Genomic DNA, 15,777 nt, shown 5'->3' on the forward strand with positions numbered 1-15,777 from the left:
GACAGGCTCAGGACCCGTGCTGACGATCTGAAAGACTGGGCGGGTGAAGATCACCGCACTGGACACGTTCATCGTCGAACCCCGCTGGTTGTTCCTGGCGATCCGCACCGACGAAGGGATCACCGGCTGGGGCGAACCCATCGTCGAGGGCAAGGCGGCCACCGTCGCCGCCGCCGTGGCGGAGCTGTCGGACTACCTGATCGGCCAGGACCCCGGCCCGATCGAGGACCACTGGCAGGTGCTGGCCAAGGGCGGCTTCTACCGGGGCGGACCGGTGCTGTCCAGCGCACTGGCCGGCATCGATCAGGCGCTGTGGGACATCAAGGGCAAGGCTCTCGGACTGCCGGTGCACGAGCTGCTCGGCGGCCCGGTCCGGCAGACCATGCGGGTCTACTCCTGGATCGGAGGTGACGAACCCGGCGCACTGGCCGAACAGGCTGTGCAGCGTCGCGAGCAGGGCTTTACTGCGATCAAGATGAACGGCGGCGGCCGGATGCGGGCACTGGAGTCACGGGCCCAGATCAACGCCCTGGTGGACCGTGTCTCGGCGGTCCGGGACGCCGTCGGCGACGACTTCGACATCGCCATCGACTTCCACGGCCGGTTCACCCCCGCAGTGTCGCGGGTCGCCTGTCAGGCACTCGAACACCTGCAGCCGCTGTTCGTCGAGGAGCCGGTCGTCCCGGAGCTGACCTACCAGATCGCCAACATCACCGAAAGTACGACGATCCCGATCGCCACCGGTGAAAGACTCTTCTCCCGTTGGGATTTCCGCGATGTGCTGAGCTCCGGCATCGCCGTCGCCCAGCCCGATCTGTCCCATGCCGGCGGCATCTCCGAAGTGCGCCGGATCGCCGCGGCGGCCGAAACCCACGGCGTAGCGCTGGCACCGCACTGCCCGCTCGGCCCGATCGCGCTCGCCGCCAGTCTGCAGATCGACTTCGCGTCCCCGAACGCGTTGATCCAGGAGACCAGCCTGGACATCCACTACAACACCGGGTCGGAATTGCTGGACTACCTGGTCGACCCGGCGGTCTTCGCCTTCGCCGACAGCTCGGTCGCTCGACCGACCGCGCCGGGGCTGGGCATCGAGGTCGACGAGAACGTGGTGCGGAAGGCTGCCGAGCGGGGCCACGCCTGGCGCAACCCGCTGTGGCGACAGCCGGACGGCTCGCTCGCCGAGTGGTGAGTGCTCGGGACCGTGACGTCAGCGCGGCGCGATCACCACGTCGTCGTAGGAATGTTCCATGTTGCCGACGTCGACCGGGTCCATCCCGGTCTGTGCCCGCAACCCGGTGAACGTGCTGACATCGTTCAACCGGTGCGTCACGGTGGCCAGCTTCTCGCCGTTCAGGCGCACGGTCGCACCGTCGGCATCTGAGTCGATCGTGACACCCATCCATACCTTGTTCGGGATGAACGGACCGACACTGCCGGCATCCTGCCAGGCATCGCCGTCCCAGTAGCGCAGCTTCATCGCCCCGTTCGGACTGTCACCGGAGAACAACAGCCGATAGGCGACCTTCACCTCACCGTTGGCGTCCTTGCCGAGCACCTCCCAGATCGCTCCGGTGCCGTAGCCGTAGCCCTCGAACCCGAACGCCGCATGTTGATCACCGGCCGGCGCCTTCTGGACGAACGTCGCTTCAGCCCGGGCGGACTGATCAGCATCGACCAGCACCATCCGGGCCCGGGAATGGTCATAGCCCGGAATGGCACCCTCATCGGCAACATAGGCATACCGCGTGTCGCGCACATCTCGCGGTGTCGAGGTGACCGCATCGTTCTCGAAGGTCATGGTGTCGTCGGCGTACAGCTCGATCTCGGTGATCGCCGTCAACGGCGCCTCGCTCCCGGGCGTGATCCGAACGTAACGCGCCGCGCTGGGATCGATGTCGGAATACTGCATCGCCCAATCGGTTCGGGCCCCGGTCTCGACAACCGGTTTGCTCCAGCTCTTGTTGTCGGTGGAGACCTGGACGACGGCGCTGTTGCGTCTGCCCTGGTCCATCATCAACCCGACCCTGTTCAGGTTGTAATTGCGGTCCAGCTTGATCGTCACCGGAGAGGAGTTCTTCAACCGGGCGGCAGCGCGGTATTCCGAACTCCCGTCGACCATTGCCTTCAGTCGTTGCTCAGGGAACCTCTCATCGGGCGCGACCACCGTGCCGCTCAGACCCACGATGTCATCGGCGACCTTCGTCGTCAGGTCGATCTTGCCGACTCCCGGCCCCTTGGCGTCGACGATCTTGGTCCACACCTTGTTGTCGTGACCGTACTCCCGGCAGAGCCAGATCGCGTGGCAGGTGTCGCCGAAGGCCAACGAGGTGCTGGCGTTGAGCTGGGCGATGTCCATGTTGCCGCTGGACCCCATCCACCTCCGCAATGCTCCCTCACCCGGGTAGCGCGAGTAGATCACCGATCCGTCGTCCCACGTCTTCCCGGTACCGTCCCGTGACACCACGACGTTGTTGTCGGGTCGGCCGTAGGTCATCAACAGTTGACCGTTGGGCTGCAACATCGGCTGCGGCATGACCCCGTTGTCCGGCATCCCCGGCGGCGGCAGATAGCGCTTCACCGGCCCCCAGGTCCGACCGTCGTCATCGGAGAAGCTCTGGGTGATCGGCATCGCCGGCGGCCGCGGATTCGGTTCGGTGCCACGCATCATCGCGATCAACCGACCGTCGCCGGTCCGCGTGAAGCCCATCTCGTTGGTGCTGAAGGATGAACCCGCGTTCACCGCCGACCGTTGGGTAAAGGTCTTGCCACCGTCCGTGGACTGGAAGATCAGACTGTATTCCTTGGTGACGCCATCGATCGTCCCGTTGCCGTAGCCACCCAGTAGCAACGTGCCATCGGGCAGCTCCATCAGGTCACGGTGCACCCGATACCAGTTCAGCTTCCACTTGTTCTCGATCAACGGCGCGGTCCAGGATGTCCAGGACGTGCCGAGGTCAGTAGACGCAGCCATCCCGAAGCCGATCCGGTGCTCTCCGCTGAGCGGCAATGGCACGAAGGTCGCACTGAGGATGGAGCCATCGTGCAACCGAGTCGTCGCTGTCATGCCGAACGTGGTCGACGGGCCGTTGTATGGCTTGAACACCCGGCCGTTGTCATCTGCCACCGCACTCGTGTTGCGAAGTTCGGCGGTCGGTGTGTCCTCGTTCCGCATGAAGGTGACGAACACCTTCTTGGCGGTCCGATCGCCGATCAGATGATCAGCCGTGAACGCCATCGGATTCGAGCCGAGCTCACCCGGCCCAGGCGACCACGGGTGCCACATCGCCCCACTGGACAGACGGGGAGCGTTGCCGTCGGCGCCGTCGGTCAAGGATGGCGGACCACCGGGCTCTGCTGCGGCCTCGTGACGGGTGAGCAGGCCGGGGCCGGCCACCAGCGAGCCGATGATGACACCGACAATCAGGCTGGGAGCAGCTATCAGAACCCTGGATCCGAATCGGGTGCGAGCGAGGGATGTGGGCATCGGCGAAACCTCCGTCGCGCGGTCGCCATCGACCGCCGTCGGACGAAGAATTGCGTGAAATCGTGTTCCATGTCAAGACCTCAGGACGTCAGCGGCAACCTCATCGCAAGACCTCCCGGTGTCTCGATCCCGTCTCGGCAGGAATTCCCCTCGATCGTGATCATGGTTCGATCGCCGACCAGTTGAATCGACTCGGCGTGCGTCAGTTCGAACGGATCCCTACCGGGCCAGGCGATCCTGGCGGTGCCCGACCAGCGACCGACGAGCGGAGCGAGCAACGCGACCGTCGGATCAGAACTCATCGGGCAGTTCCCTCACTCGGACGCTGCACCGCTGCATTCATCGCCGCTCGGCGGCGGGCCTCACCTTCGCGCCGCAGTTTCATCCCGAACCGCATGCTGTAGTAGATCAGCCCGGCCAGCAGCACGAACGGCGCGATCTGGTTGACCGCGTACGCGGCGCCGTACGGCAGGATGAACACACAGATCGCCTTCACCAGCGCTTCGGCCAGGAAGCCGATCCCCCACACGTTGTTCAGCCAGATCTGGCTCCGGCGGAACTGCGGAATCGTGTCCCACAGCCGATACCACTGCCCTGCCCCTTCCTTGGTGCCGTCGGTGCCGAATTTCAACCCGAAGAAGAACATCAGCGGCTTGGGAAAGATCGGGATCGACGTGATCAGGATGACCAACCCGAAGCCACCGGTCAGCACACAATCCTTCAACAGCAGGGTCTTCGCGTCGTGGCTTCCGATGAAGCTGACACCGGCAGAGATCAGCAGGTTGATCAGGATGATGATCGCGACACCGTCGATCCTGCGGGTGCGAGCGAGACCGACCAGGGCTCCGACCACCGGTCCGATGCTGGCCACCAGATAGGCCACGAAGTCCGTGGCACCGAACTGGTGCTTGGCGATCTGGAAGATCGCGATGGCCAGACCGATGTCGAAGATCGCCGTCAGCAGCAGACTGATGATCATCGAGCGGCGGTCGAAGGAGCGAGCACCCCCGGGCGCGCTCGCGGTGTTGTTCTCCATGGGCTCAAGCATGTCACTTCTTCGGTGCATCGTGCTACTAGTGTAAGGTTTTTTGCACACCAGAAGGGATCGGGATGCTTCAGACCGCCAGTGCTGCCTCGGCCCTCGGTTACGTGTTCGGTGCCTTCGGCGCCGAAGCCGTGCCCGGACCGAGTCTGATCGAACTGTTGGCGGAGCTCGGCGTCGCCGAGCCGGCGGCGCGGACGATGCTCTCCCGGCTCACGCGGAGCGAGCAGCTGACGGTTCGGCGGTACGGCCGCGTCGCGGTGTATCGGCTGGCCGGCGCGTTTCGCGATCGATTCCACAGGTTCCGCCACGGTGATCGCCCGGTCGCGTGGTCCGGAGCGTTCCAGATGATCATGTACGACATCGCCGAGTCGCAGCGGCGGGACCGGGACGCACTGCGGGATCGAGCGGCCGCCTCCGGATTCGCCGCGGCTCGTCCCGGCGTACTGATCGGCTTCGACGACCCGGCGGAATGGTCCGCGGAGTGGGTCGACCGTGATGATCTGTTCGTCCGGGTCGGGGAGCTGCGGTGCACCGTCGACGTCGCCGGTGAACTCGCCGAACGCGCCTGGAAGCTTGCCGAATCCGCGGCGCCGTTACGCCGCTACCTCCAACGGTTGGAGCGGATCCGGAGCCGCGAGGCCAGTCGACCGGCAACGGCACCGGAGGCGTTCCGACTACTGAACGACGTGATGCGCGACTACGGCGAGTTGTACGCCGACACGCCGTCGCTGCCGATCGAGATCACTCCGCCGGATTGGCCGGGACGTGACGTCCCGGCCGCCCTCAGTGCGACGTCGTCGCTGCTCGGTCCGCGGGTCCGCGAGCATGCGCTGGCCAACGCCGACCGCCGTGGCCTGCGGCACTTGGTCGAACCGCTCGGCACCACCGGACACGACGATCTCGCGCGACTTCCCCCAGGCCGCCCCGCCCGCTGACAGCGCGGCAAGCTGAGCCGTCCTCACTCCGCATCACGTGGCTACATCAGTTTCTCCGACTGCCGACCGCGGCCGTCGCAGCCGAGGAAGAAATGTCGGTGGGTCGTTCTAGTGTGTTGGACATGACCAACGGGACGTTCACTGCCGGCGCGGCGGGTGATGCTGCGCCCGAGCGTTCGACCGTCCCGGACTCGTTCGCTCTTGGTCTTCTGGACGGCCCGTCGGAAGATCATCCGTGTTGGGACGAGGGATCACGATGGGAACTCGAGCTACCCGACGATCCCGGTGATCTGGTCCACACCATCGCCCCACCGCTGACCGGTGTGCGGCAGGCAGTCGACCGGATCACATCAACGCAGATGTGGCAGTTGTCCGATACCGAGCTGCTGGAACGACTGGACCAGCTCGGTGGGGTCGCTGACCGGCTCCGCGGCGAACAATTGCGCGTGATCGCCGAAACCCAGCGCCGCCGGATCTGTGAAGACCAACAAGGCTGGACCGTCGCCGACCGGATCACCGACACCAACCGACTCCGCCCCCGCCAAGGCCGGGCCCTGGTCCGGCTGGCCGAACAACTGGAACGGTTCCCATTGATCGCCGCCGCCATCGACTCGGCAGACCTGACGGTAGAACAAGCCACCGCGATCTGCACCAGTCTGAAGAACCTCCCCGCTACCGCCGACCCGGTCGAGGTCGAAGGGTTACAGGTCGAGTTGATCATCCGCGCCGCCGAATTCCCCGCCGATGCGTTGCGCCGGCTGACGAACCGTCTGATCGAACAGCTCGAACCCGACACCGTGGACGAACGACTCGACGCCCAGTTGGAGGCCGAGGAACGCCGGGCCCGACGCGACCGGTATTTGACCTGGCGGCATGGTGCACACGGATCGATCAATTTCCACGGCCGATTGCCCGCGGTTGCCGGGGAAGCGTTCATCGGTCAGCTCGATGCCTACGAGAAACAGGCCCTAGCCAAAGGCCTTGATCACCGGATCGACCCGGACACCGAGGTTCCGACGTTGGCGCAACGCCGCGCCGACGCTCTGGCTGCGATGATCGATGATCTGGCCCGTCGCCAGCTCGCTCCGTCGGTGCATGGTGATCGGCCCCGGGTGGTGATCGTGATCGATTACGAGCACTTGTTGGCCGGACTCCGATCCGGTGGAATGATCCTCGGGTCGGAGGAGACCGTCACCCCTGGGGAGGCCCGCCGGCTGGCCTGCGGCGCGGACCTGCTGCCGGCCGTGTTCGGTGGCCCGTCGACCGTCCTGGATCTCGGTCGAAGAGTGCGGTTGTTCACCGGCGCGCTGCGGCAAGCGTTGACCCTGCGCGACGGTGGCTGTGTCTTCCCCGGCTGCGATGTGCCACCGATCCGGTGCGAGGGACATCATCTGACACCTTGGTGGGCCGGTAGTGAAACCAACCTGTCAAACGGGGTCCTGTTGTGCACCCACCATCATCATCTGGTCGAACCCGACCCCACCGCACCGCCGGGCAGTCGCTGGACCATCCGCCTGGACCACCGAGGGTTACCTGAGGTGATCCCACCGATCCGGATCGACCCCCGCCAGCGACCCCGGCAACATGTCCGCTTCACCGAACGATCCATGCGCCAACGACGCTGAACCGCTGACTCGTCGCAAGAGCAGATCGCACCGCAGACGACCGCTGGAAGACCGGGCGCGTCGCCATCCGGACGCGCCCTTCACACGACGTCTCAGGGGACTGCTGCACGAGTAGGTGACATCTGATCTGTGATGTCTGTGGGCATCACTGGAAGGATGTTGATCGTGCCCAAACCCCATCCACGAGAGTTCCGCGATGATGTCGTGGCCGTCGCCCGCAAGGGTGATGCTCCGGTCAGTCAGGTCGCGAAGGACTTCGGCATCAGTGATTCCTGCCTGCGGAACTGGCTGGCTAAAGCCGATATCGAGGACGGCCGCCGGCCCGGGACGAGTTCGGCGGAGTCATCTGAGTTGAAGGAGTTGCGGCGTCGGAATCGGCTGCTGGAGCAGGAGAACGAGGTGTTGCGTCGGGCCGCGGCGTATCTGTCCCAGGCGAACCTGCCGGGGAAATGATGTACCCGCTCGTCCGCGAGTTGGCCGTCGACGGCATCCCCGTCACGGTGACGTGCCGGGTCCTCAAGATCGCCCGCCAGCCCTATTACCGGTGGCTGGCCGATCCGATCACCGACCAAGAACTGTCCCGGGCCTATCTGGCCGACGCCGTTTTCGATGCTCACCGAGACGACCCGGAGTTCGGGCATCGCCTGTTGGCCGACGAAGCCCGCGCCGTCGGACAAGCCGGTTGTGACCGGACGGTGTGGCGGATCTGTCGAGATCAGCAGTGGTGGTCGGTGTTCGGTAAGAAACGCGGCAAGAACGGCAAGAAGCCTGGCCCACCGGTCCACGACGACCTGGTCCACCGCGACTTCACCGCTGCCGGGCCGAACCAGTTGTGGTTGACCGATATCACCGAACATCCCACCGGTGAGGGCAAGGTGTATCTGTGCGCGGTCAAGGACGTCTACTCCAACCGGATCGTCGGCTATTCCATCAGCGACCGGATGAGGTCCCGACTAGCCATTCAGGCGCTGGAGTCAGCGGTCCGACGACGCCAACGTGACGGTGACGACGTGGCCGGCTGCGTTCTGCATTCGGACCGAGGATCGCAATTCCGTAGCCGGAAGTTCGTTCGAGCGTTGCGCCGTCATGACCTGGCCGGATCGATGGGTCAGGTCGGAGCCGCCGGCGACAACGCGGCGATGGAATCGTTCTTCGCCCTGCTGCAAAAGAACGTCCTGACCGCCACATCTGGACAAGCCGTGTCCAGTTGCGGATCGCGATCATCACCTGGATCGAACGCACCTACCACCGCCGACGACGCCAAGACCGACTCCACGGGTTGACACCCATCGAACGCGAGCTGATCATGAACACACCCGCCACACAGGCGGCCTAACCCAACTGTCACCAGTTCGTGCAGCAGTCCCCAGAGCTGGGAGCACCGGCCCCGTTCTTGATGCGGCATCTGCTGCCGGTCGGGAACGGTCGGCATCGCCAACTGGGTGGTCGCGTACTGCTGGAGATTGAAGCCGCCCATGGTGTCGGGCAGCACCGGTGCGTCGCGACCGTTGCGGAACCGGAACGCCGAGGTCAGGTCGCCGACGGTCTTGCGCCGCCAGTCACTGATGTTGGGTTCCACGACGCCGGTCACCCGCTCCAGGAAGCGCAGATGCGAGGTGTGGTCGAACGTTTCCGAGCACACCCAGCCGCCGACCGTCCAGGGCGAGACGATGATGCACGGCACCCGAAAGCCCAGACCGATCGGAAGCTTGCCGCCCTCCACTCCGGTGGGCGAGGTCGCGGTGACGATCTCCTCCGGCGTACCGTCCGGTGGCGTCGGCGGCGTGACATGATCGAACAGTCCATCGTTCTCGTCGTAGGTGACGATGAACACCGTCTTGCGCCAGACGTCCGGATTGGCGGCGATGGCGTCGATCTTGCTGGCGATGAACTGAGCACCGGCAGCCGGGGTCCGCTTGGGATGTTCGTCGTTGAGTGAGGTCGGAAACAGCCAGCTGACCGTAGGAAGTTGATCATTCACCGCGTCATACTCGAACTGGCCAGGTGGCGACGGCTTCAGGAACTGCTTGTACAGCGGCGATTCAGGGTCGGCAGCTGCCTGCCGATACTGCTTCATCTTCGCCATCGGCGGCAGCCCGGTAGCGCTGGATTCCTCGTGATAAGCCCTGAAGCTGACCCCTGCCTCCAGCAGTCGTTCGGGATAGCTGGTCCAGGAGTAGGTGCCAGCCTTGGCGCCGTTGTCCAACGCCGGACCACCTGCCGTGCCATCCGGATCGATCGTTCCGGTCATCCACATGTACCGGTTGGGATGCGTCGGCCCCAGCACACTGCAGTGATAGCCGTCCAGGATGGTGAACGCATCGGCCAGCGCGTAGTGGAACGGAATGTCGTCGCGGGTGAAATAGCCCATTGTGTACGGCCCGGTCGTATCACCGTCGGCGGACCGGTGGGCGGGCAGCCAGTTGTCCATCCGGCCCTCGTTCCAGGCCTCGTGCTGCACACTCCACGCGTGGCTGGTGGACGGGATCGCCTGAGCCGCGCTGGTCCTGCTGTTCAGGTGGTACGGCAGCAGATAGCCGTCCGGGTTGACGGGGTCGGGCTGGTAGAACACCGACCGACCGTGGGACAGCCGCTGGGCGTGCGGGTCGTCGAATCCGCGGACGCCGGCCAGGGTGCCGAAATAGTGATCGAAGCTGCGGTTCTCCTGCATCAGCAGGACAACGTGTTCGACGTCGTCCAGCTTGGGGCGATGCGACATCGGAGTGGCCATCGCCCGCTGGACGTTGGTCGGCATCATGGTTGCTGCGGCGGCCAGCCCGCTCGCCGCGGCGGCACCGCCGAGCAACCGGCGGCGGGTCAGTCGGGTCTCACCGGCAGCAGCCGCTGCCGAAATCTGATCATGGGAACGGGGCGCGTCGGGATCGTCGGGCATCGGCTCGCTTCCGGAGCGGAGGGACGGGACCCGATGATCATTTCGGCAGTACGGCCGACGGTGGTCAACGTTGAGATGAATAGCCGTACAAAGGATGCCGACGCGTCGGCGTCCTGATCTACCGGCGCGAACGCGCCCAGTGATGATCTTGATATCCAGCGCCTGGGCGCGTCGAGGGGTCCCGCAACGCGACCGAGCATTGCGTTGTGGAGTCGAGGTCGCAGCCCTTCGACAAGCTCAAGGCCATTGCGGGAAGGTCAGTCGGAGATGATCCGCAGCGAGACGGTCTCCGGCAGAGCCTGCAGCTTGTCGATCAGCTCCGGTGACAGCGGCGAGCCGACGTCGGTGACCACCACACCGAGCGAACCGCGGGTGCTCAGCGTCTGGCTGTCGATGTTGGCGCCGTTGTCGGCGAGGATGCCGTTGGCGGTGGCCAGCACGCCGGGGACGTTCTGGTGGATGTGCACGATCCGTGCTGCCGCGGTCCGACCGGTGACGGCGACCTGCGGCAGGTTGACCGACATCGTGGTGTTGGCGTCGGCGACGTAGTCGCGGAGCTTGCCGGCGACGTACTGGCCGATGTCGAGCTGGGCCTCCTCGGTGGAGCCGCCGACATGCGGGGTCAGGATCACGTTCGGCAGTCCCTGCAACGAGGAGACGAACGGATCGCCGGCCACCTTCGGCTCCTCGGGGAAGACGTCGACCGAAGCACCGGCGATGTGTCCGCTGACCAGGTTGTCGCGCAGCGCCTCATGATCGACGACGAAACCACGGCACAGGTTGAGGAACAGGCTGCGCGGCCGCATCCGGGCGAACTGCTCCGCGCCGAACATGCCGGCGTTTCCGGCCCGTCCGTCGACGTGCAGGCTGACCGTCTCGGCGGTCTCCAGCAACTCCTCCAGGCTGTTGCAGCGACGAGCGTTGCCCAGCGCCAGCTTGTCGGCGATGTCGTAGAAGTAGACCTGCATGCCGAGGGCCTCGGCGACCACCGACAGCTGGCTGCCGATGTTGCCGTAGCCCACGATGCCGAGGGTGCGACCGCGGACCTCGTGGGCGCCCTTGGCCGACTTGTCCCAGACGCCGTCATGCAGCGCCTTGTTCTTGTCGGTCAGATGCCGGGCCATCGCGATGATCTCGGCGATCGCCAGTTCGACGACGCTGCGGGTGTTGGAGAACGGCGCGTTGAAGACGGCGACGCCGCGCTCGGCGGCGGCGTTCAGGTCGATCTGGTTGGTGCCGATGCAGAAGGCGCCGACGGCCAGCAGGTTTGGCGCGGACGCCAGCGCCTCGGCCGTCACCTGGGTCTTGGAACGGATCCCGAGCAGGTCGACATCGTGGATCGCGGCCACCAGATCGTCGCCGTCCAAGGCACCCTTGGCCACCTCGACCTCGAAGCCACGCTCGGCCAACAGCCGTTGCGCGTCTGCGTGGATGTTCTCCAGCAATAAAGCCTTCATCGCCGCGTCCTGCTCCTCGCCCTGATCGTCGTACCCCGGCACACCGGTGTCGCCGCACCGAGCCCTCATTCTAGGGACCCGGTGCGGCGACACCGACAGTGATCTCAGCCAGCAACCGCGGTGACGGCATCCTGCGTCAACGCGCTCGGCGGTGTCGGCTGCAGCCGGACCTCGGTCGATTCCGCCGCCGAGTGGTAGGTGGCGTCCACGATCAGGGCACGGGTCAACGCCTCGTCGCCCTGGTGCCCGGCCAACTCCTCGGCAGCGACCGCGGCCACGAAGTCGGCGACTGCCTCGGCGTGACCACCGTTCAGCCCCAGCGCCGGCTTCAGGTCGGCATCCACACCGTCGATCTGGGTCCAGGCCCGCAGCTGCGGCCCCGGCGGGTTCCAGGTCAACTCGGCGCCGCCCTCGGTGCCGTACAGCGTGACGTACATGTCGTCGTGCCCGACACCCTGCGCCCAGCTGCTTTCCAGCAGCAGGGTGCTGCCGTTGTCCATCCGGACGAAGGCAGTAGCCAGGTCCTCGACCTCGAACGGCACCGGCTGGTCGCTGCCCGGTTGACCGGCACCGTAGTTGCCCCGGCCGCGGCCGCGCGGACCGTAGGCGGCGTAGGTGGAGGCGCTGACGGTCTGCACCGACGGCTCGCCCATCAGGTGCAGCGCCATGTCCAGCATGTGCACGCCGATGTCCATCAGCGGGCCGCCACCGGAGGTGGCCTTGCGGCTGAACCAGTTGCCGACGCCACCGGGGATGCCGTGATAGCGCATCCAGCCGGCCTTGGCGTAGTAGATCTCGCCCAGCAGGCCCTTGTCGATCAGCTCCTTGGTCGCGGTCACCTCGGCCTTGCGCCGATGGTTGAACGAGACCTCAAGGATCTTGCCGTTCGCCTTCGCTGCATCGACCATCTGCCGCGCCGAGGCAGCGTCCAGCGCCATCGGCTTCTCGCTCAGCACGTGCACACCGGCCTCCAGCGCGCCGATCGCGATCGGCGCATGCAGCGACGGCGGGGTGCAGACGCTGACCACGTCCAGTTCGGCGTTCTTGATCAGGTCGACCCAGTCGGCGTAACGGTGCTCGACGGCGTACTCGTCACCGAGGCGCTGCAGCGGCTCGGCCTCCATCCCGGCGAGTCCGACCAGGTCGACCCCGGCGGCCCGCTGATATCCGTTCATGTGCTGCTGGCCTGCCCAGCCGAGTCCGACGACCCCCGCACGCAGATTCCTGCTCACTCCTCAGACCTCCCCGCTCTTGTCAGCTTCGGGGTTCAGCTTGGCACCGGTGAACTGCGGCGTTGCCATATTCCGCACTGCGGGCGCGGCGAAGTTCGTGCTCGCGGTCGGGGCGGCCCACCGAACGCCATTGGCCAGCACCTGCTGGATGTCGGGATGGTGGTAGACCGGGAAGTCCTGGTCACCGGGCGAGAAGTAGAACACCTTGCCCTTGCCACGCCGCCAGGTGCAGCCGGACCGGAACACCTCGCCGCCGCTGAAGGACGAGATGAAGACCAGCTCGTCGGGCTGCGGGATGTCGAAGTACTCCCCGTACATCTCCTGCTGCTCGATCACGATCGGGCTCGGTACGCCCTCGGCGATCGGATGATCGGCCGCGACGGTCCAGACCAGCTCGGAGTCGTCCTTGCTGCGCCAGGACAGCGAGCAGCTGGTGCCCATCAGCTTCTTGAAGATCTTGGAGAAGTGCGCCGAGTGCAGCAACAGGATGCCCATCCCGCCGAGCACCCGCTGATGCACCTTGTCCACGATCGCGTCGTCGATCTGATCGTGCGCCGCGTGGCCCCACCAGGTCAGGACGTCGGTGTTGTCCAGCACCTCGTCGGTCAGTCCGTGCTCGGGCTGGTCGCGGGTTGCGGTGCGCACTTCGACGGCATCACCCAACAGCTTGCTCAGGCCGCCGGCAATGGCGCCGTGCATGCCCTCCGGGTAACGCTCGGCCATCGCGGCCTGGTCGCGTTCGGAGGTCTCGTGGAAGTTCTCGCCCCATACGGTGACGCGAATCGGTCGGTTGAAGAATTGATTCACAAGGCCCCATCCTTCCCCCTCACCTCGGGGGTTCGTACATCGGGCGCGCCGCCCTTCCCGGCATTCGGACGGATCACCGGCATCATGGGGTCCGGACCGCGGCTGTGACGGCGACATTGGAGGTGACCGATGGACGGCAACCGGTTCTCGATCCACCGGATGACGCTGCGGGCTTTCGACCTCAGTGAGCGCGGGGCGCGCGCCGGCAAGCGGTCGGCACAGCGCCGCTGGGAACGGCTGCGGAGTCGGTCGTTCATGATCATCCAATGCGCGGTGACCGCCGGCCTGGCTTGGCTACTGGCCAGTCTGCTGATCGGGCCGCGCCCCTTCTTCTCCGCGGTTGCCGCGATCATCACGCTGGGTTTCAGCTTCGGCCAGCGCTGGCGCCGTGCGTTGGAGGTGGCGGCCGGTGTCGCGGTCGGCGTCGGGATCGGCGACCTGTTCGTGCACATCTTCGGCACCGGCACCTGGCAGATCATCCTGGTCTGCATCATCGCGATGGCGATCGCGGTGCTGCTCGGCGCCGGCAACCTGATGATCACCCAGGCCGGGGTGCAGGCGATCATCGCGATCACCCTGTTCCCCAATCCTGGTGCCGGCGTGACCCGCTGGCTGGACGCGCTCGTCGGCTGCGGGCTGGCGTTGATCGTCGCGACCATTGCGCCGATCGGTCCGATCCGTCGGCCGGGTCGGCTGGGTGCCGGCTTCCTGCAGGAGGTCGCCTCCACGGTACGGGCCGCCGCGGCGTCGTTACGCAACGACGACCCGGAGGCCGGTGACGCCGTGCTGGAACGGGCCCGCCGCGGCGAAGCGCTGCTGGAGGACATCTCCGACGCCGCCGACGAGGGGCTGGCGGTGGTACGCAACTCGCCGTTCCTGCGCGGCCGGCGATCGGAGATCCGGGCCTTCGCCGGGCTCTATCCGCCGCTGGACCGGCTGTCGCGCAATCTGCGAGTGCTGGCCCGTCGCAGTGCCGTCGCGCTGTGGCGGGACGAGACCGTGCCGTTGGCTTCGGTGGTGCTGCTGGAACAACTGGCCGACGTGATCAACTTCATGGCCGGCGAACTCTACGAGGGCCGGATCCCCGAGCGGGCCCGGCAACGGCTGCTCGATGTCGGGCAGGCCAGCACCCAGGTCGGGCTGGCCGATTCGCTGTCGGCGATCGTGGTGCTGGCGCAGACCCGGTCGATGATCGTCGACCTGCTCGAGGTGTCCGGGATGAGCGCAACCGACGCCCGTGAGGCGATCGGCGAACTCGACTGAATCCCTGTGGGCACAGGGATTCCGAGCCGACCGATCGACTGTCGACGGTGCGTCTCGGGGGGTCGGGCCAGGCTCGATTTGTCCTACGGGGATGTGTCGGGTAGATTTCCATCTCGCGACGCGGGGTGGAGCAGCTCGGTAGCTCGCTGGGCTCATAACCCAGAGGTCGCAGGTTCAAATCCTGCCCCCGCTACCACCAGCAGGACCAAAGAACCTCGGACCATCGGTCCGAGGTTCTTTGCTTTCCTGGGAGCCTCGGGAAGACGTCCGGGGTCATGTCTGACAGAGGTAGTACATTTGCTGTCATGAGGACGGTGTCGAAGCGGGAGCTGAATCAGAACACCGCCGCGGTGCTGGACGAGGTCACCGAGTCCGACGATGTTGTGGTGACCGAGCGCGGAAAACCGCGATGGCGGGTCAGCGTCGCCCGCGACCAGGACTCCGCGCTCGATCGCTTGCGACGGGAAGGGCGCTATGCCCCACCGTCGTCCGATCCCGCGTCATGGCCGGATCATCCGGCAGGCCCCACATACAGCGACAGCGACGTCGACGCCGTGCTGGACGAGATCCGCGGGGACCACTGATCCGTGGCATCGACGGTTGTCTACCTGGATACATCGATAGCACTTCGCACGATTCTCGATGTCCCCGAGCGACAGCGTTTGCAGGAGTGGATGCAGACTCCGGGCACGACCTTCGTCTCGTCCCGACTGCTGCGTACCGAGGTGATTCGCGTCCTCCGACGGGACGGTCGGCCGGTCTCCGACGGAGCGCCGCTGCTCGACCGCGTCGGACTGCTCGATATCACCCGCGAGACCCACACGATCGCCGAATCGTTCGAACGGCACGTCAAGACCCTTGATGCGCTTCACCTCGCGACGGCGCTCCTCATCGGCGATCCTGTCACGGTCGCGACGCATGACGCGACCATGAAGGTCGTTGCCGAGCAGTTGGGCCTGCGAGTGGCGGACCCAGTGGCCACGTCCGGCCCGTAGCTGTCTCGGTTCCGCTATCGTCGCAACCCGGAACCTCGTCC

The 15,777-nt window shown here is 66.0% G+C and carries 11 protein-coding genes, 1 tRNA gene and 2 pseudogenes; 8 read left to right on the forward strand and 6 right to left on the reverse strand.

Features of this window, described 5'->3' with window-relative positions:
• Positions 1-43 precede the first annotated feature (43 nt).
• Complete coding sequence (gene dgoD / locus BLU38_RS00795; RefSeq protein WP_091518346.1) at positions 44-1,189, forward strand: galactonate dehydratase; 1,146 nt, start codon at positions 44-46, stop codon at positions 1,187-1,189.
• Positions 1,190-1,207: 18 nt separating this feature from the next.
• On the opposite strand, the gene BLU38_RS00800 is transcribed toward dgoD, so the two are convergent.
• Together BLU38_RS00800 and BLU38_RS00810 are read right to left on the reverse strand one after the other, a co-directional pair.
• Positions 1,208-3,484 carry an exo-alpha-sialidase gene (locus BLU38_RS00800; protein ID WP_091518350.1) on the reverse strand — a complete coding sequence of 759 codons (2,277 nt, stop codon included), beginning with the start codon at positions 3,482-3,484 and terminating at the stop codon, positions 1,208-1,210.
• A 298-nt stretch (positions 3,485-3,782) separates the two neighbouring features.
• A complete protein-coding gene (locus BLU38_RS00810) occupies positions 3,783-4,520 on the reverse strand; it encodes a VC0807 family protein (protein ID WP_091518356.1) in 738 nt (245 codons plus the stop codon).
• A gap of 74 nt (positions 4,521-4,594) precedes the next feature.
• On the opposite strand from BLU38_RS00810, the gene BLU38_RS00815 reads away from it, so the two are divergent.
• From BLU38_RS00815 to BLU38_RS00825, 3 genes and pseudogenes are all read left to right on the forward strand, one after another.
• Positions 4,595-5,464, forward strand: coding sequence for a PaaX family transcriptional regulator C-terminal domain-containing protein (locus BLU38_RS00815; protein WP_091518360.1), 870 nt, complete (start codon positions 4,595-4,597; stop codon positions 5,462-5,464).
• 92 nt (positions 5,465-5,556) lie between these two features.
• On the forward strand, positions 5,557-7,089 hold the full coding sequence (locus BLU38_RS00820) for an HNH endonuclease signature motif containing protein (protein ID WP_091518364.1): 1,533 nt from the start codon (positions 5,557-5,559) through the stop codon (positions 7,087-7,089).
• A gap of 165 nt (positions 7,090-7,254) precedes the next feature.
• Positions 7,255-8,425: pseudogene (locus tag BLU38_RS00825) on the forward strand (IS3 family transposase).
• A 255-nt stretch (positions 8,426-8,680) separates the two neighbouring features.
• On the opposite strand, the pseudogene BLU38_RS00830 reads toward BLU38_RS00825, so the two are convergent.
• The 4 genes and pseudogenes from BLU38_RS00830 to BLU38_RS00845 all read right to left on the reverse strand — a co-directional run.
• Positions 8,681-9,982: pseudogene (locus BLU38_RS00830) on the reverse strand (alkaline phosphatase family protein); the annotation flags it as partial.
• A gap of 257 nt (positions 9,983-10,239) precedes the next feature.
• Entirely contained in the window at positions 10,240-11,439 is a 1,200-nt protein-coding gene (gene serA / locus BLU38_RS00835; protein ID WP_091531552.1) for a phosphoglycerate dehydrogenase, read from the reverse strand.
• Between the two features lie 104 nt (positions 11,440-11,543).
• Positions 11,544-12,671, reverse strand: a complete 1,128-nt coding sequence (locus tag BLU38_RS00840) for a Gfo/Idh/MocA family protein (RefSeq protein WP_231920121.1) — start codon at positions 12,669-12,671, stop codon at positions 11,544-11,546.
• A 3-nt stretch (positions 12,672-12,674) separates the two neighbouring features.
• Positions 12,675-13,478, reverse strand: coding sequence for a ThuA domain-containing protein (locus tag BLU38_RS00845; RefSeq protein WP_231920122.1), 804 nt, complete (start codon positions 13,476-13,478; stop codon positions 12,675-12,677).
• Between the two features lie 129 nt (positions 13,479-13,607).
• On the opposite strand from BLU38_RS00845, the gene BLU38_RS00850 reads away from it, so the two are divergent.
• The 4 genes from BLU38_RS00850 (at position 13,608) to BLU38_RS00865 (ending at position 15,736) form a co-directional block, all read left to right on the forward strand.
• A complete protein-coding gene (locus BLU38_RS00850; protein WP_091518375.1) occupies positions 13,608-14,741 on the forward strand; it encodes an FUSC family protein in 1,134 nt (377 codons plus the stop codon).
• 119 nt (positions 14,742-14,860) lie between these two features.
• Positions 14,861-14,937 (forward strand) — tRNA-Met (locus tag BLU38_RS00855).
• 109 nt (positions 14,938-15,046) lie between these two features.
• Complete coding sequence (locus BLU38_RS00860) at positions 15,047-15,325, forward strand: type II toxin-antitoxin system Phd/YefM family antitoxin (protein ID WP_091518379.1); 279 nt, start codon at positions 15,047-15,049, stop codon at positions 15,323-15,325.
• Positions 15,326-15,328: 3 nt separating this feature from the next.
• Entirely contained in the window at positions 15,329-15,736 is a 408-nt protein-coding gene (locus BLU38_RS00865; RefSeq protein ID WP_091518382.1) for a type II toxin-antitoxin system VapC family toxin, read from the forward strand.
• Positions 15,737-15,777: the final 41 nt, after the last annotated feature.

Origin of the sequence: Microlunatus soli, assembly GCF_900105385.1 — a bacterium.
In the GTDB taxonomy this organism is placed as follows: Bacteria; Actinomycetota; Actinomycetes; order Propionibacteriales; family Propionibacteriaceae; genus Microlunatus; species Microlunatus soli.